Annotated in this window: 15 protein-coding genes; 2 read left to right on the top strand and 13 right to left on the bottom strand. The window is 63.6% G+C overall.

The features are described 5' to 3' along the window. Positions 1–5 precede the first annotated feature (5 nt). Positions 6–599, bottom strand: a complete 594-nt coding sequence (locus ACZ6YA_RS20455) for an aminodeoxychorismate/anthranilate synthase component II (RefSeq protein ID WP_465898900.1) — start codon at positions 597–599, stop codon at positions 6–8. Positions 600–973: 374 nt separating this feature from the next. Between ACZ6YA_RS20455 and estP the strand changes: the two genes are divergently transcribed. After that, positions 974–2875, top strand: coding sequence for an esterase EstP (gene estP / locus ACZ6YA_RS20450; protein WP_465898899.1), 1902 nt, complete (start codon positions 974–976; stop codon positions 2873–2875). A 99-nt stretch (positions 2876–2974) separates the two neighbouring features. Here the strand turns inward: estP and trpE are convergent, their stop codons facing one another. The 9 genes from trpE to ACZ6YA_RS20405 form a co-directional block, all read right to left on the bottom strand. Further along, positions 2975–4453, bottom strand: a complete 1479-nt coding sequence (trpE, locus tag ACZ6YA_RS20445) for an anthranilate synthase component I (RefSeq protein ID WP_465898898.1) — start codon at positions 4451–4453, stop codon at positions 2975–2977. A 67-nt stretch (positions 4454–4520) separates the two neighbouring features. Next, positions 4521–5339 (bottom strand): phosphoglycolate phosphatase, encoded by an 819-nt coding sequence (locus ACZ6YA_RS20440; RefSeq protein WP_465898897.1) that lies wholly within the window; start codon positions 5337–5339, stop codon positions 4521–4523. Next, the gene (gene rpe, locus ACZ6YA_RS20435; RefSeq protein ID WP_465898896.1) at positions 5336–6010 is read right to left on the bottom strand and encodes a ribulose-phosphate 3-epimerase; all 675 of its coding nucleotides are present in this window, start codon (positions 6008–6010) and stop codon (positions 5336–5338) included. The genes ACZ6YA_RS20440 and rpe overlap by 4 nt, the downstream gene beginning before the upstream one ends. Positions 6011–6184: 174 nt before the next feature. Further along, positions 6185–7012: an ABC transporter permease gene (locus ACZ6YA_RS20430; protein WP_465898895.1), complete on the bottom strand. Its 828-nt coding sequence runs from the start codon at positions 7010–7012 to the stop codon at positions 6185–6187. A gap of 11 nt (positions 7013–7023) precedes the next feature. Then, positions 7024–8271, bottom strand: a complete 1248-nt coding sequence (locus ACZ6YA_RS20425) for an ABC transporter permease (RefSeq protein WP_465898894.1) — start codon at positions 8269–8271, stop codon at positions 7024–7026. 66 nt (positions 8272–8337) lie between these two features. Then, entirely contained in the window at positions 8338–9372 is a 1035-nt protein-coding gene (locus tag ACZ6YA_RS20420) for an ABC transporter substrate-binding protein (protein WP_465898893.1), read from the bottom strand. A gap of 40 nt (positions 9373–9412) precedes the next feature. After that, positions 9413–10537, bottom strand: a complete 1125-nt coding sequence (locus tag ACZ6YA_RS20415) for an ABC transporter ATP-binding protein (RefSeq protein WP_465898892.1) — start codon at positions 10535–10537, stop codon at positions 9413–9415. 139 nt (positions 10538–10676) lie between these two features. Then, complete coding sequence (locus ACZ6YA_RS20410; RefSeq protein ID WP_401078976.1) at positions 10677–11309, bottom strand: response regulator; 633 nt, start codon at positions 11307–11309, stop codon at positions 10677–10679. 7 nt (positions 11310–11316) lie between these two features. Continuing rightward, positions 11317–13704 carry a PAS domain-containing sensor histidine kinase gene (locus ACZ6YA_RS20405; protein ID WP_465898891.1) on the bottom strand — a complete coding sequence of 796 codons (2388 nt, stop codon included), beginning with the start codon at positions 13702–13704 and terminating at the stop codon, positions 11317–11319. 95 nt (positions 13705–13799) lie between these two features. On the opposite strand from ACZ6YA_RS20405, the gene ACZ6YA_RS20400 reads away from it, so the two are divergent. Then, positions 13800–14798, top strand: a complete 999-nt coding sequence (locus tag ACZ6YA_RS20400; protein WP_465898890.1) for an alpha/beta hydrolase family protein — start codon at positions 13800–13802, stop codon at positions 14796–14798. A 111-nt stretch (positions 14799–14909) separates the two neighbouring features. On the opposite strand, the gene ACZ6YA_RS20395 is transcribed toward ACZ6YA_RS20400, so the two are convergent. From ACZ6YA_RS20395 to ACZ6YA_RS20385, 3 genes are read right to left on the bottom strand one after another with little or no spacing between them, the layout of a single operon-like run. Next, positions 14910–15674 (bottom strand): TerB family tellurite resistance protein, encoded by a 765-nt coding sequence (locus ACZ6YA_RS20395; RefSeq protein WP_465898889.1) that lies wholly within the window; start codon positions 15672–15674, stop codon positions 14910–14912. Position 15675: 1 nt separating this feature from the next. Continuing rightward, on the bottom strand, positions 15676–16347 hold the full coding sequence (murU, locus tag ACZ6YA_RS20390) for an N-acetylmuramate alpha-1-phosphate uridylyltransferase MurU (protein ID WP_465898888.1): 672 nt from the start codon (positions 16345–16347) through the stop codon (positions 15676–15678). After that, positions 16344–17363 carry an aminoglycoside phosphotransferase family protein gene (locus ACZ6YA_RS20385; RefSeq protein WP_465898887.1) on the bottom strand — a complete coding sequence of 340 codons (1020 nt, stop codon included), beginning with the start codon at positions 17361–17363 and terminating at the stop codon, positions 16344–16346. The genes murU and ACZ6YA_RS20385 overlap by 4 nt, the downstream gene beginning before the upstream one ends. Positions 17364–17373 lie beyond the last annotated feature (10 nt).

Here is a 17373-nt window from a genome sequence, read left to right as displayed (position 1 = left end):
GGTCCTTAGCGGCGGCCGCCGGTCTGCTTGAGGAAGTTGGCGAACAGCTCGTGGCCCTGCTCGGTCAGGATCGACTCGGGGTGGAACTGCACCCCTTCGATATTCAGCGTCTTGTGGCGCAGGCCCATGATCTCGTCGACCGAGCCATCGTCATGGGCGGTCCAGGCTGTCACTTCCAGGCAATCCGGCAGCGTCTCGCGCTTGACCACCAGGGAATGGTAGCGGGTAACCGTAAGTGGGTTGTTGAGGCCTGCGAACACGCCCAGGTCACGGTGGTACACCGGGCTGGTCTTACCGTGCATGACTTGGCGCGCGCGCACCACATCACCGCCAAAGGCCTGGCCAATGGACTGGTGGCCCAGGCAAACGCCAAGGATCGGCAGCTTGCCGGCAAAATGCAGGATGGCTTCGATGGACACACCGGCTTCGCTCGGCGTGCACGGGCCAGGCGAGACAACGATGCGCTCGGGGTTGAGGGCTTCAATCTCGGCAACGGTGATTTCGTCGTTGCGAATGACTTTGACCTCGGCACCCAACTCGCCAAGGTACTGAACGACGTTGTAAGTGAATGAGTCGTAATTGTCGATCATCAGTAACATCGGGCTAAACCTCTAGAATCTACTGACTTTAATAGTCGAACCTTCCTACGCCGAAAACAGACGCAGTACTGCCACAAAGGGCGCTCGGAAAACGACAGGAAGGCAAACGGGGGCGGGCCGGGCGGGCCGGCAGGGGATAAAGTCAGGCGCGCCAACGCCAACGGGCGTGGGCCTTGATAACGCGCATCAAGAGTTTGCTGACGATCAACACAGGATAAGTCTCGCTCATACTTGCAGGCACAGTAGCCTACCGGGACGGCGGGCGCAATATGCCGGTAAACACTGGGAAACGAATGGACTTGGAAGGCATGCCCAGCGATTTGCTAAGGTCGATCGGATTGACCTCATAAAAACAATGAAAAGGATGTTCATCGATGCAAAAAGCACCGTTACTGCGCTTTACCCTGGCTACGTTGGCCCTGGCTTGCAGCCAGGCATTCGCGGCCCCCTCCCCTTACTCGACGATGATCACCTTCGGTGACAGCCTGGCCGATGCCGGGCAGTTTCCCGACCTGACCGGCGGTACTGCGGGGCAGCGGTTTACCAACCGTGATGCTGATGGCAATTTTGCACCTGTATCACCCATGATTCTCGGCGCAAAACTAGGATTCGGCGGTAGTGAACTGGGGCCGTCGACCTCACTTGGCAACCTCGCGCGCGGCGTTGCCGATGGCAATAACTGGGCGGTCGGCGGCTACACCACCCAACAGATTCTCGACTCGATCACTGAGACGTCAGAAACGGTGATCCCCCCCGGCCAACCAGGAGCTGGCCTGGTGCTGCGCGAGAAACCCGGCTATCTGGCCAACGGCCTGCGCGCCGACCCTAACGCCCTTTACTACCTGACCGGCGGCGGCAACGACTTCCTGCAAGGGCTGGTGAACAGCCCCGCCGATGCGGCTACCGCCGGTTCACGCTTGGCCGCCAGCGCCCAGGCGCTGCAACAAGGCGGCGCCCGCTACATCATGGTCTGGCTGCTACCCGACCTTGGCCAGACCCCGAATTTCAGCGGCACCCCGCAGCAAAACCCGCTGTCGCAGTTGTCCGGCATTTTCAACCAGGCACTGATCAGCCAGCTTGCCCAGATCGACGCCGAGATCATCCCGCTGAATATTCCGGTACTGCTGAGCGAAGCCTTGGCCAGCCCGACGCAATTCGGCCTGGCCAGCGACCAGAATCTGGTTGGCACCTGCTACAGCGGCAGCAGCTGTGTGGAAAACCCGGTGTACGGCATCAACGGCAGCAATCCCGACCCGACCAAGCTGCTGTTCAACGACTCGGTGCACCCGACCATCGCCGGCCAGCAATTGATCGCCGATTACGGCTATTCGATCCTCTCCGCCCCTTGGGAGCTGACGCTACTGCCGGAAATGGCCCACGCCAGCCTGCGCGCGCATCAGGACGAGCTGCGCAACCAGTGGCAGACGCCCTGGCAAGCGGTGGGCCAGTGGCAGGCGTTCGTCGCCACCGGCGCGCAGGACCTGGACTTTGATGACCAACGCAGTGCGGCCAATGCCGACGGGCGCGGCTACAACCTGACCCTCGGGGGCAGCTATCGGTTGAATGATGCCTGGCGCCTGGGGCTTGCGGGCGGCGTGTATCGCCAGAAACTAGAGGCAGATGAACAGGACTCGGACTACAAGCTCGACAGCTACCTGGGCAGTGCCTTTGCCCAGTTCCGCCAGGACCGTTGGTGGGCCGATGCCGCGCTGAGCGCGGGGCACCTGGACTACCGCGACCTCAAACGCACCTTCGCGTTGGGCGTCAATGATCGCAGCGAAAAAGGCGACACCGACGGCGAAGCCTGGGCGGTGACCGGGCGGCTGGGCTACAACCTGGCGGCCGATGGCAGCAGCTGGCAACTGGCGCCGTTTATCAGCGCCGACTATGCACGGGTCAAGGTCGATGGCTATGACGAGAAGAGCGGGCGTTCGACAGCCCTGGGTTTCGATGACCAGGAGCGTACTTCGCGGCGGTTGGGTGTGGGGCTGCTAGGCAGTGTGCAGGTGTTGCCGAGCACCAAGCTGTTCGCCGAAGTGGCGCAGGAACATGAGTTCGAGGATGACCAGCAGGATGTGACGATGCACCTGACGACGTTGCCGGCCAATGACTTCACCTTGACCGGGTATACGCCGCACAGCGATTTGACCCGGGCGAGCCTGGGGGTGAGCCATGAGTTGGTGGCCGGGGTGCACTTGCGCGGGAACTACAACTGGCGCAAGAGTGATGAATTGACCCAGCAGGGGGTGAGCTTGGGGGTCAGCGTCGACTTCTGAATTGTCGGGGCCGCGTTGCGGCCCATCGCGGCTGAAGCCGCACCTACAATGTGCAATGCCTGTAGGAGCGGTTTCAGCCGCGGTGGGCCGCACGATTTACTAGTCAGGCGTCTGCTCAGCCAACGCCACCGCACGGAACATCGCCCGGCGCTTGTTGATGGTTTCTTCCCACTCCAGCGCCGGTACCGAGTCGGCGACGATGCCGCCACCAGCCTGCACATGCAGCTCGCCGTCCTTGATCACCGCCGTACGAATGGCGATCGCCGTGTCCATGTTGCCGTTCCAGGCGAAGTAACCCACCGCCCCCCCGTAAACGCCCCGCTTGACCGGCTCCAGCTCGTCGATGATTTCCATTGCGCGGATCTTTGGCGCGCCCGACAAGGTGCCCGCCGGCAGAATCGCCCGCAGTGCATCCATGGCGGTCAGGCCCTCGGCCAGCTGGCCGGTGACGTTGGAAACGATGTGCATCACGTTGGAGTAACGCTCGATTACCATCTTTTCGGTCAGGCGCACGCTACCGGTAGAGGACACGCGACCCACATCGTTGCGGCCCAGGTCGATCAGCATCAAGTGCTCGGCGATTTCCTTGTCGTCCGAAAGCAGGTCGTCTTCCAGCGCACGGTCAGCCTCTTCGGTCGCACCGCGCGGGCGGGTACCGGCGATCGGGCGCACGGTAACCAGGTTGTCTTCCACACGCACCAATACTTCGGGGGAGCTGCCGACCACATGGAAGTCGCCGAAGTTGAAGAAGTACATGTACGGCGTCGGGTTGAAGCAGCGCAGTGCACGGTACAAGTCGATGGGCGCTGCCTTGAAGTCGATCGACATGCGCTGCGACGGCACCACCTGCATGCAGTCACCGGCGAGGATGTATTCCTTGACCGTGTCCACCGCGCGCTCGTAGTCATCCTGGGTAAAGCTGGAGCGGAACGCCGGCTCGGCCGCCATCGGTCGGCTCAGGTCCAGGCCGCGGCGTGGAGTGATCGGCTCGCGCAACTTGGCCAGCAAGCCTTGCAGGCGTGCCTGGCCTTGCTCGAACGCGTGCTCCTCGGACGGATCGACCAGCACGATTGCGTGCATCTTGCCGGCCAGGTTGTCGAACACCACCACGGCATCCGAGACCATCAGCAGGATGTCCGGAACGCCCAACGGGTCAGGATTCGGGCAGGCGCCCAGGCGCTTTTCCACATACCGTACGCAGTCGTAGCCAAAGTAGCCGACCAGGCCGCCGTTAAAGCGCGGCAGGCCAGGAATGTCGGCGACCTTGTAGCGGTCCTTGAAAGTTTCGACGAAGGCCAGCGGGTCTTCCACCTCATGGCTTTCGACCTGCTCGCCATCCTGCAGGATGCTGACGTGGTAGCCATGCACACGCATCACCGTGCGCGACGGCAGGCCGATCATCGAGTAACGGCCCCACTTTTCACCGCCCTGCACCGATTCGAGCAGGTACGAGTTGGCCTGGTCGGCCAGCTTCAGGTAGATCGACAGCGGGGTATCGAAGTCAGCCAGGGTTTCACAGGCCAGGGGGATGCGGTTGTAGCCGGCAGCGGCCAGGCGCAGGAATTCTTCGCGGGTCATGGGTAGCCTCGGAGCAATGATGAGAGTCAGGCAAACGGACGGGCCGGCAGGCGCCGGCGGGCAGAAGTCAGGCGCGCCAACGCCAACGGGCCAGGGCCTTGATGACTTTCATCCAGAATTTGCCAGTAACCACCACGGTGGGCTCTCTGTCTTGTGAGGCTTGAAGGTCCGCCAACGTTATCCCAGTGTCGGTGACGACGCAACCAGGCAACAGCAGGCGCAGATCGCCAATCACCAGGCTGGGGGATTCCTCATCGATCGGCCGGCCATGGTTGTAGCCATAACTCAGGCCAACGCACTGCACGCCGGCAGCCTTGGCGGCCAGCACATCGCTGCGCGAATCGCCGACGAACAGTGCCTGCCCAGCCTCGACGCCAGCCATTTTCATGACGAACAGCAAGGCGGCAGGGTCGGGCTTCTTCTGTGGCAGGGTATCGCCGCCGATGATCCAGCGGAAGTAACGGCCGATCTTCATCTGATCGAGCAACGGCGCGACAAACCGCTCGGGTTTGTTGGTGATCAGCGCCATCTCCACCCCCTGCTTGCGCAGCCAACGCAGCGTGTCATGCACGCCGGGGTAGACCACGGTCAGTTCATGGCTTTCGGCGTACGCCTCCATGAACAGCGCCAGCCCGCGCTCGGCCAGCTCATCGTCCACTGCCGCGTGGTCGAGGCCACCGGCAAGGGCGCGGCGTACCAGCACCGGTGCACCGTTGCCAACCCAGTGCCGCACGGCGTCGAGCCCTGCGGCGGGTCGGCCCAGTTCGAGCAGCATGCGGTCGACGGCTGCGGCCAGGTCAGGGACTGAATCGATCAGGGTACCGTCCAGATCGAACATCACCAGCCTGGGCAGCGTCCCCGGGAACAGCTGCTCGAAGCCGCTCATGGGCGGGCCTGAGCCAGTTCGGCGTGCATCTTGGCGATGACTTCCCGGTAGTCCGGGGCGTTGAAGATCGCCGAACCGGCCACGAAGGTATCGGCACCAGCGGCGGCGATTTCGCGGATATTGTTGACGTTGACGCCGCCGTCGATTTCCAGGCGGATGTCACGGCCACTGGCATCGATCAGGGCGCGCGCTTCGCGCAGCTTGTCGAGGGTACCAGGGATGAACTTCTGCCCGCCGAAGCCTGGGTTGACGCTCATCAGCAGGACCATGTCGACTTTGTCCATCACGTACTTCAACGCATCCAGGCTGGTGGCCGGGTTGAACACCAGGCCGGCCTTGCAGCCGCCGTCACGGATCAGCTGCAGCGAGCGGTCGATGTGCTGCGAGGCTTCCGGGTGGAAGGTGATGTAGGTGGCGCCGGCTTCGATGAAGTCACCGATGATGCGGTCGACCGGGCTCACCATGAGGTGCACGTCGATTGGCGCGGTCACGCCGTACTTGCGCAGGGCGGTGCAGACCATCGGGCCGATGGTCAGGTTGGGTACATAGTGGTTGTCCATGACATCGAAGTGGACGATGTCGGCACCTGCTTCCAGCACTGCATCGACATCGGCACCCAGGCGGGCGAAGTCGGCGGAGAGGATGGAGGGGGCAATAGCGTAGGGCTGCATGGCGCACCTGTTGGCAGAATCACGGTGGCGCGCATTGTAACTCAGGCTGCTTTGTCTGTACCGGCCTCTTCGCGGGCAAGCCCGCGCCCACAGGTAAGACGCTGTTTTCAATGGCAGCGCTGTACCTGTGGAAGCGGGCTTGCCCGCGAAGAGGCCGGCACAGCAGACACAAACTCAGCCCGGCTGCTGCGTCCTCAGCTTCTCGCTGCGCCCACGCAGCCACTCCAGGGTCAGCAGCAACACCACCGAAAAGGCGATCAACAGGGTCGCCGCCGCCGCAATCGTCGGGCTCAGGTTCTCGCGAATACCGCTGAACATCTGCCGCGGCAGCGTGGCCTGCTCAGGCCCGGCCAGGAACAGCGTCACTACCACCTCGTCGAACGAGGTGGCAAAGGCAAACAACGCCCCCGAAATCACCCCAGGCGCGATCAGCGGCAAGGTCACCTTGCGGAACGCCAGCACCGGCGAGGCACCCAAACTGGCCGCCGCACGCACCAGGTTGTAATTGAACCCCTGCAAGGTCGCCGACACAGTGATGATGACGAACGGCACCCCCAGCACGGCATGCACCAGGATCAACGAGATAAAACTGTTACCCATGCCCAGCGGGGCGAAGAACAGGTAGCTGGCCACACCAATGATCACCACCGGTACCACCATCGGCGAAATCACCAGCGCCATGACCAACGACTTGCCAGGGAAATCGCCGCGGGTCAGGCCGATCGACGCCAGGGTGCCGAAGACCATGGCCAGCACCGTCGCCGCCGGGGCGACGATGATGCTGTTCCTCAACGCACGCATCCACTCGGCCGAGGCGAAGAAGTCCTGGTACCACTGCAGCGAAAAGCCCTGCAGCGGGTACACCAGAAAGCTGCCGCTGTTGAACGACAGCGGCACGATCACCAGCACCGGCAACACCAGGAACAACAAAATCAGGCCGCAGAGGATCCGCAGGCTGTAGAACCACACCCGTTCCACGGGCGACATGTAGGGGCTCAGCATCACAAGGCTCCTCAGCTCAGGCGCAGGCGGCTGGCGCCGACCAGCCAGCTATAAATCAGGTACAGCAGCACGGTCGCCAGCAGCAACAGCCCGCCCAGCGCGGTGGCCATGCCCCAGTTGATGCTGGTGTTGGTATAGAAGGCCACGAAGTAGCTGACCATCTGGTCGTTGGGGCTGCCGAGCAGCGCCGGGGTGATGTAGTAGCCGATGGCCAGGATGAACACCAGCAGGCAACCGGCGCCCACGCCTGCGTAGGTCTGCGGGAAGTACACCCGCCAGAAGCTGGCGAACGGGTGGCAGCCCAGCGAGATCGCGGCGCGCATGTAGCTCGGCGAAATGCCCTTCATCACGCTGTACAGCGGCAAAATCATGAATGGCAGGAGGATGTGCACCATCGAGATGTACACGCCGGTGCGGTTGAATACCAGTTCCAGTGGCTGGTCGATGATGCCCATCGCCATCAGCGCACTGTTGATCAGCCCGCCCGACTGCAGCAGCACGATCCACGCCGCCACCCGTACCAGGATCGACGTCCAGAACGGCAGCAGCACCAGAATCATCAGCAGGTTGCTCTGGCGAGTCGGCAGGTTGGCCAGCAGGTAGGCCAGCGGGTAGGCCAGCAGCAGGCAGATGACCGTGATCACCACACCCATCCACAGGGTGCGGGCAAAGATATCCAAGTAGATGGCCTGGTCGGGGGTGGCCTTGGCCAGCTCGCCGAGGTCATCGATGCGGTGGTCGACCGACGCCAGTAGGTAATAAGACGTGACGCTGCTGGTGTTGCGGCGCACCGCTTGCCAGTAGGCCGGATCGCCCCAGCGCTCATCGAGGGCCTGCAGTGCTTCCTTATAAGAAGTAGGCTCGATCTTGAACGGGAGTGCCCGCGCAGTCTTCGACAACAGGCTGCGATAACCGGCCAGTTCCATGTTCAAGCGCTTGGACAGGTCACCCAGCGACTGATTTTTGCGCGCCTCGGGCAGGTCCAGGCTCAGCGCCTTGTACACGTCCTCGCCCGGCAGGCCTTTGCCATCCCACTGCTGCACCGCTTCAACGGTGCGTGGCAGCCCGGCTACTACCTCGGGGTTGCTGACGCTCTTGTACAGCAGCGCCGCAATCGGCACCAGGAACACCAGCAGGAGAAACAGCGCCAAGGGCGCGATCAACGCCTGCGCCTTCCAGCGGTTGACCCGCTCGGCGTGCTTGAGGCGCTGCTTCAGATTAGGACCTGCGCCTTCATTGAGGGGCACTGCAATGGCCATGGCGAACTCCGCAAAACAGGGGAACGGGGAGCGTCAGCCACGTGGCCGACGCTCCTTTGAGGCGCCTTACTTCTTCGCCGCCCAGGCGTTGAAGCGTTGCTCCAGCTGCTCGCTGTTGTCGGCCCAGAAGGCCACGTCGATCTGCACCTGGTTGGCGATGTTCTCAGGCGTGGTCGGCATGTCCTTCTTCACCGCATCCGCCAGCAACGGGACGGCCTTGGAGTTGGCCGGGCCGTAGGCGATGTTTTCGGAGTAGGTCTTCTGCTGCTCAGGCTGGACGGTGTAGGCGATGAATTTCTTCGCTTCTTCCGCATTTTTGGCACCCTTAGGGATGGCCCAGGCGTCGAAGTCGTAGATACCGCCGTTCCAAACCACCTTCAGGTTGCTCTCTTTCTGCACGGCGGCGATGCGGCCGTTGTAGGCCGAGCTCATGACCACGTCACCTGAGGCAAGATATTGTGGCGGCTGGGCGCCCGCCTCCCACCACTGGATGCTGGGCTTGAGTTCGTCGAGTTTCTTGAAGGCGCGGTCCTGGCCTTCCTTGGTGGCCAGCACCTTGTAGACCTCCTTCGGCGCCACACCGTCGGCCATCAGGGCGAATTCGAGGGTGTACTTGGCGCCTTTGCGCAGGCCGCGCTTGCCTGGGAACTGCTTGGTATCCCAGAAATCAGCCCAACTGGTCGGTGCGCTTTTGAGCTTGTCGGCGTTGTAGGCCAGTACCGTGGACCAGACGAAGAAACCTACCCCGCAAGGCTGGATGGCGCCTGGCACGTAGTCAGCCTCATCACCGAACAGCGCGGGATCGAGCTCCTCGAACATCCCCTCGTCGCAACCGCGGGCCAGTTCCGGTGATTCCACCTCCACCAGGTTCCAGCTCACGCTCTTGGTGTCGACCATGGCTTTGACCTTGGCCATTTCACCGTTGTACTCACCAGCGACGATCTTACCGTTGCCGGCCTTCTCCCACGGCTCGTAGAACGCCTTGACCTGGGCCGCCTTGTTGGCGCCACCGAAGGAAACCACGGTCAGGTCTGCCGCCATGGCCTGGCCGGCGGCGAACAGGCCAAGGGCCAGGGCGGTCAGTTTCAACTGCTTGCGCATTATTATTCTCTCCACAGTACAGGGTTGGTGAAGCAATCCATCAGTGGGCTTCGGCAATCGGATCGAGCGCGCGCGCGTGCTCCACCTCCCAGCCCAGCGGTACCACATCGCCCACGGCCAGGGCCGGGTCGAGTTCGGCGATCGGCTGCTTCACGAAGAAGTCGGCCTTGCCGCAGACTTCCAGGCGCACCCGCACGTGGTCACCCAGGTAGATGAACTCGGCCACGCGGCCGGAGAAGCGGTTGACGCAATGTTCGCTGTGGCCATTGAGGCGCACGCGCTCGGGGCGCACCGACAGGGTCACCGGCTCACCGGCCTGGCCGACGTTCACCGCCAGCGCCTCGACCCGCTCGCCACGCGCCAGCTGTACCTGGCAACGGTTGCCGTCGCTGGCCAGCAGAATGCCGTTGATGCGGTTGTTCTCGCCGATGAAGTTGGCGACGAAGGTGTTGCTTGGCTCTTCATAGAGGGTGCGCGGGTCGGCGATCTGCTGGATCTCGCCCTGGTGGAACACCGCCACACGGTCGGACATGGTCAGCGCCTCGCCCTGGTCGTGGGTCACGTAGACCACGGTCACGCCCAGGCGCTGGTGGATATGCTTGATCTCCATCTGCATGTGTTCACGCAGCTGTTTGTCGAGGGCACCGAGGGGTTCGTCCATCAGCACCAGTTGCGGCTCGAACACCAGTGCCCGGGCCAGCGCCACACGCTGTTGCTGGCCACCGGACAGCTGGCCGGGGTAGCGCTTGGCGAAGGCATCGAGCTGGACCATGTTCAACACGCGCTTGACCCGCTCGCTAATGTCGGTCTTGCTCAGGTTGCGTACGCTCAGCGGGAAGGCCAGGTTTTCGGCCACGGTCATGTGCGGGAACAGCGCGTAGTTCTGGAACACCATGCCGATGTCGCGCTTGTGCGGCGGCACGTTGTTGATCGAGCGGCCGGCCAGCTGGATCTCGCCGGCGGTGGGGGTTTCGAAACCGGCCAGCATCATCAGGCTGGTGGTCTTGCCCGAGCCGGAGGGGCCGAGCAGGGTGAGAAATTCACCCTTGCGAATGTCCAGGTTGAGGTCTTTGACGATCAGCGATTCGCCGTCGTAGCTCTTCTGCACACCACGGAAACTGACCAGCGTCTCGCCGATGGCAGCGTTCGAATTCGCCTCGCTCATGCCTGCACCTTCTTGTTGGAATGACTGCGTAGGCAAAGACTAGAGAAGGCACCAGCGCCTGGAAATCGGGGGCGCTGAGAGAATGCCATCATCCGGGTGGAAGATTGGGTGTAGGGCAATCCCTACAAGGATGTCGCAATCAGACCAGCTTGTGCTCCATGGCGTACTTCACCAGCTCCGCCAGCGAGTTCACCTTGAGTTTCTGCATCAGCCGCGCCTTGTGGGTGCTGATGGTCTTGCTCGACAGCGCCAACTGCTGGGCGATGTCGTTGACGTTGGCGCCCTGGGCCAGACGCTCGAACACCGAGAATTCCCGCTCCGACAGCAAGGTATGCAGCGGCCGCGTTTCAGTCAGGCCCACTTCGAAGACCATGCGGTCGGCCAAGGCCGGGTCGATGTAGCGCCCACCGCCGGCCACCCGGCGGATCGCCGTCAGCAGCAGGGCGGGATCGCTGTCTTTGGTGGCATAGCCGGCCGCACCCGCCTTCAGCGCACGTGCGGCCATCTGCGCTTCGTCGTGCATCGACAGCATCAGGATCGCCGGCGGGTTGTGCAACGCGCGAATCCTCGGGATCGCCTCCAGGCCATTCACCCCAGGCATCGAGATATCCAGCAACACCACTTCGCACGGCGTATGGCGCAGTGCTTCAAGCAGCTGCTCGCCATTACCGGCCTCCCCGGCTACCTGCATGTCCTTGGCCAGGCCAATCAACTGCTTGATGCCTTCGCGGACAATGGTGTGGTCTTCGGCTACCAACACTCGAATCACGATCGCGCTCCTATTCCAATGCAATGGTCACGCTCAGGCTGGTGCCCTCGCCCGGCTCGCTGTGCAACGCCATGCTGCCACCCAGCATCAGCACCCGCTCACGCACGCCGACCAGGCCGAATGAGCTCGGCCGGGGCTGATCGAGGCAAAACCCGCTGCCATCATCACTGACGGTCATGCGCAGTTTTTCCCCTTCCCGCACCAGCTCAATCTCCACGCTGTGCGCCTGGGCGTGGCGCATGACGTTGGTCAGCGCCTCCTGGAGGATGCGGAACAGGCCGGTAGCCTTGGCATCGGTCAATGCTGGCAGATTATCCGGCACCTGCACCAGGCAGGGAATCTGCGTGCGTGCTTCGAAGCGCCGGGCCTGCCATTCGATGGCCGAAGCGATGCCGGCATCGAGGATCGGCGGGCGCAGCGCCGTGGCCACGTCGCGCACCAGCTGGAACAGCTGGGCGATCAGGCGTTTCATGCTGGCCAGGCGCTCATGCAGACCTGGATCCAGCTCAGCAAAGGCCAATTCGCACATCGACACTTCCAGCTTGAGTACGGTCAGCATCTGCCCCAGCTCATCATGCACTTCGCGGGCGATGCGGGCTTTTTCCTCTTCGCGCACGCTCTCCAGGTGCGCCGACAGCTCGCGCAATTGCTCCTGGGACTTCTCCAGCGCCAACTCGGCTCGCTTGCTCTGGGTAATGTCCCAGACGATACCATCCCAGACCACCCGGCCATCCGCCAGGCGCCGGGTACTGGCCTTGATATCAGCCCACCGCTGCTCGCCCTCGCGGGTCAGGATACGCCCCTGCCAGGACCAGTCCCGGTCACCGGCGATGGCCAGGTCCTGCACTTGGTGATAATCGGCCCGATCCTCCGGATGCACCAGGTTGCGCAAACCCATCTGCGGGTGCTGGATTTGTGCCGGCGTGTAACCGACCAGTGCCTCGCTGCCCTCGCTGATGTAGGGAAACTCCGGCTCGCCTTCGGCAGGGGCAGGTTCCAGGCGAAACACCAGCCCCGGCACATTGCCGGCGATGCCCTTGAGCCGCGCCTCGCTTTCGCGCAGCGCCGCCAGGGCGCGATGGCGCTCGGTGACATCGGCGATGTACACCACCAGGTATTCGGCATCGCGAAAGCGCAGGAAGCTCAACGACAACTCCACCGGCAGCAGGCTGCCGTCGGCGCACAAGCATTGCGCCTCGAACTGCGCCGCCCCGGCCTCCCCGGCACGCGCGCCCTTCCACAACTGCAGCCAGCGATCCATGGTCAGGTTCGGTTCGAAGTCGATCAGCGGGCGCTCCAGCAACGCGGCCTCGGCGTACCCAAGCATGCGCTCCGCCGCGTGGTTGGCGTAACGCACATGGCTGTCCCAGTTGACCCAGAGGATGCCCACCGTGCTCTGGTCGATGGCGAACTGGCTCAGGCGCAGCGCCTCTTCACGCACTTGCCGCTCGGCCAGGCTCTCGCGCGCTGCCAGCAGGCTTCGCTCGACCCGACGCTGCTCACGGCGCTGCCAGGCCAGCGTGGCCAAGGCGCACAACAGCAACATGCCGAACAACAAGGCAAGGTTCTGCCAGAACCCGGTCGAGTCGCTCAGGCGCGGATATTTGGGCTGCAACCATCGCTGGTGAAGCTGCTCCAGCTCCCTGGCGGGCATGGCTTGCAACCCACGTTCGAGGATATCGGCAAGCAACGGCCAGTCACGCCGCGACCCCACCCGCAGCAACTGCGGCAGACCGATGTCGCCGACCACGGCCAGCTCACCGAACTCGCTCTCACGCGACAACCGACTGAGCTGGGCTTCGTCCATGACCGCATAGCTGGCCTGGCCACCCGCGACCAGTTGCAAAGCCTCGCGTTCGTTAGGTACGCCCTGCAGATTGAGGTTGCTGTAGTTGCCGCGCAGGTAGTCGGCCAGCACGCTGGGCATGCGCACCGCCACGCGCTCGTCGGGCTCGAGCTTTTCCAGTTCGACGGCCAGCGCCCCGGTACGTGGCCCGACCACCAGTTGCGGCACGCGCATGTAAGGGTCGCTGAACAGCCACAGACGCAGGCTGGCCGGTGTTTGCGTCAGGCCCGGGGCGAAGTCGATTTCGCCCGCCTGCAGGGCATGTTCGAGGCTGGCCTGATCAGCGAAGTTGCGCCAGGTCAGGTCCAGCTTCAGCGCCTGCGCCAGCCAGTTCACCAACTCGACATTGGCCCCGTAGAGCTGTTGCAGGCGACGGTCGAACTGCGCGTAAGGTGCCTGCAAAACCAGGCCGACCCGCAAGCTGCGGTGGCTGTCCAGCCATTGCTGCTGGGCAGGCTCGAGCGCAACACCAGGCGCGCCCTCAGGCCTTGCCAAGGCGATCAAGGGTAGCCACAAGCAGCCGATAACCAACAGGCGACGCAATCGCTTCATCTACACGCTCGTCTTGGCAAGGGCGGCCATGCAGCATGGCCGTCACGGGCAAATACTATTAGGCTGCCGGTATCATTCTGGCCTTGGGTTGATTCATGTCCACACTTTATCGCACGACGCTGGCAATGTGCTGCCTGGCCTCGCTCCTCCCCCTCGGCGCCTTGGCCGCCGATGCCGAACAACCAGCGGCCGCCACAGAGGCGGCCGCTACTCCGGTACCGCGCCCACCGCTGCTGGAACGCAGCGAGGAAGACGCCCAGGCCCTTGAGCGTCTGGTGCCCAAGGCCGAGCAGCAAACGCTGCAAGCGGGTGCCGACAGCTTTCTGGCCCTGTGGAAACCGGCCAATGACAGCGACCCGCAAGGCGCTGTGATCATCGTTCCCGGCGCTGGAGAAACGGCCGACTGGCCCAATGCGGTCGGCCCGCTACGGCGCAAATTCCCTGATGTCGCCTGGCACAGCCTGAGCGTCAGCCTGCCCGACCTGCTCGCCGACAGCCCGCAAGCGCGGGTCGAGGCCAAGCCCGCGGCGGAGACTGCGAACGACAAAGGCGAAAGCGCGCCGGCCAAGGACACCCCCGCCGATGCCAATGCCAACGTCGCCCAGGCCACGGCGGCCGATGCGGATACGGCGGAAAGTACCGATGCCGAACAAGCCGGCGAGCAGAACGACGCGGCCGATGCCGAACGCATCTTCGCCCGCCTGGACGCTGCCGTGGCCTACGCCCAACAGCACAACTCGCGCAGCATCGTGCTGATCGGTCATGGCAGTGGTGCTTACTGGGCGGCCCGCTACCTGAGCGAGAAGCAGCCGCCGCAGGTGCAAAAGCTGGTGATGATCGCCGCGCAGACGCCGGCACGGGTCGAGCACGGCCTGGAAAGCCTGGCGCCAACCCTCAAGGTGCCGACCGCCGACCTCTACTACGCTACCCGCACTGGCGACCTCAAAGCCGCCGAGCAACGCCTGCAGGCCAGCAAGCGGCAGAAGGACAGCCAGTACAAGCAGCTGTCACTGATTGCCATGCCGGGGAACAAAGGGGCTGAGCAGGAGCAGCTGTTCCGCCGGGTACGCGGGTGGATGTCGCCGCAGGAATAAGTAATCATCCTGTACCGCCCTCTTCGCGGGCAAGCCCGCTCCCACAGGTATGGCACCGCACTTGAGAACGGTGTTGTGCCTGTGGGAGCGGGCTTGCCCGCGAAGAGGGCCTTACAGCCCCCGCCGCTTACGGATCAGCGCATAAGCCTGGTGCAAGTCCCGAGTCCGCTCGGTCGCTTCACGCACCTGAGATTCACTGGCCCCACTCCCGGCCAGCTTGTCCGGATGATGCCGGCTGACCAGGCGGCGATAGGATTGCTTGACCTGGTCACCCTCAGTATCCGCATCCACCCCCAGCAAACGCAGCGCAGCCGCATAGGTCATCACGCTGCTCGCCGCGTTCATTTTACGCGGCTCGTACTCCAGTGAGATGGCCTGTACCTGGCGCTGACTCAGGCCCAGTTTCTGCCCCCAGTCCAACAGCAGTTCACGCTCATGCTGCCCAGCCTTACCATCGGCCCAGGCCATGCGCCAGCAGGCGCGCAAGGTGCCTTCGGCCGCATGGGGCTGCAGGCGGATGCGGCGCAGGTGGTGGGCCAGGCGGTCTTTACCCGCCTTGCCACGGTTGAACGCAGCGATCGCACGCAGCCGCGCAGCCTCGGCCAGGTCCAGGCGAACCATTTCCTGACGGGCCTGCTGGATATGCTGCTCGGCCACTCGCCCGTCGCTTTTGGCCAGCCGGCCCAGCAGGACGAACAACAACTCTTCGTCACGCAGTGGGGCACGGCCACCCAGCCGCTCGCGCATGTCATCCCAGCCCTGCACACGCAAACGCCGGTCCATCGCCTGGCCCAGCAACCCACCCAGCAGGGCGCCAGGAATGCTGGCGACAGCGAACCCTGCACCCAACCCGATCACCGTGCTCGGCCACCACATGTCAGGCGCGCTCGCCAATCAGGCGCTCAGCCTCGGCCAGGCGCTCTTGGGTGCCGACATCGACCCAGTGGCCGCAGTAATGCTCGCCACTGACCTGCCCTGCCGCCATGGCCTGACGCAGCAACGGCGCGAGCTTGAAGGCACCCGCCTGGCAGCCCTCGAACAACGCTGGGTGCAACACCGAAAGACCGCTGAAAGTCAGGGTGCCGGATGCATCGTCTCCATCCACGACTTGATCGCCTTGCAGGCGAAAGTCGCCACGCCCGTGATGCCCGGGGTTATCGACCAGCACCAGGTGAGCCAGGCCCTGCATTGGTAGGCGCAGACGGGTGAAGTCGAAGTCGGTCCAGATGTCGCCATTGACCAGCACGAATGGCTCATTGCCCAGCAACGGCAGGGCCTTGAAGATCCCGCCGCCGGTTTCCAGCGGCTCGCCCTCGGGCGAATAGCGGATGCGCAGGCCGAAACGGCTGCCGTCACCCAGATGGTCCTCTATCTGCTGGCCCAGCCAGGCGTGGTTGATCACCACCTCGCTGAAGCCTGCGGCGGCCAGGGCGTTCAGGTGGTACTCGATCAATGGCTGACCGGCGACTGGCAGCAATGGCTTGGGGGTGTGCAGGGTCAGCGGGCGCATGCGCTCGCCCTTGCCCGCCGCGAGAATCATCGCTTTCATGCACGCGCTCCGGCTTTCAGTTCAGCAATCAGCTGGCCCAACTCGGCAAGCTCCGGGCGGCGGCCGATCACTTCATCTATATAGGCGAAGAAACGCGGCACGTCGGCCAGGTAGCGGGGTTTGCCATCACGGTGGCAGATCCGGGCGAAGATGCCGATGACCTTGAGATGGCGTTGCACGCCCATCAGATCGCTGGCGCGCTGGAAGTCTTCGAACGACGACTGCACGGGGATGCCGGCGGCTTGTGCCTTGCCCCAGTAATCACGCAACCAGACTTCGACACGGGACTGCGGCCAGCTGAGGAAGGCGTCCTTGAACAGGCAGGTAATGTCGTAGGTGACCGGGCCGTAGACCGCATCCTGGAAGTCCAGCACGCCAGGGTTGGGTGCGCTCTGCATCAAATTGCGCGGCATGTAGTCGCGGTGCACCAGCACCTTGGGCTGCGCCAGGGCGCTGTCGATCAGCAGTTGGCTGATGCGCTGCCAGGTTGCCTTTTGCGTTTCGTTGAAGCTCAGCCCGAGCTCGCGCCCCACGTACCATTCAGGGAACAGTTCGACTTCACGGCGTAGCAGGGCGTCGTCATAGCTCGGCAGCGGCTCATCCATCGGCAGGCACTGGAACGCCAGCAGTGCCTGGATGGCATCGGCAAACAGTGCATCGGCGTTATCGGGGCCAATGATGTCGAGGTATGTCTGGTGCCCCAGGTCACCCAGCAGCAGGAATCCACGCTCCAGATCTTCGCCATGAATCAGCGGCACATGCACGCCGGCGCTGGCCAGCAGGTGGTCGATGGCGACGAATGGTCGGCAGTTTTCCTGCGGTGGCGGTGCATCCATGACCACGAAACTGCGCCCTGCGCCCTGCCAGCGGAAGTAGCGGCGGAAGCTGGCATCGCTGCTGGCGGCGGTCAGGCTGCCTTCGGGCACCTCGCCCCAGGCGTTGTCGCGAAAGAGGACTTCGAGCTGCTCGGCGAGCCAGACAGTCAGTTGTTGCAGGCGTACATCGTGTTCAGGCATTACAAGGGTC

This window comes from Pseudomonas sp. NPDC090752, from assembly GCF_055584805.1.
The sequence above is the reverse complement of the archived record's forward strand: the minus strand, read 5'-3'. Positions and strand labels throughout refer to the sequence as shown.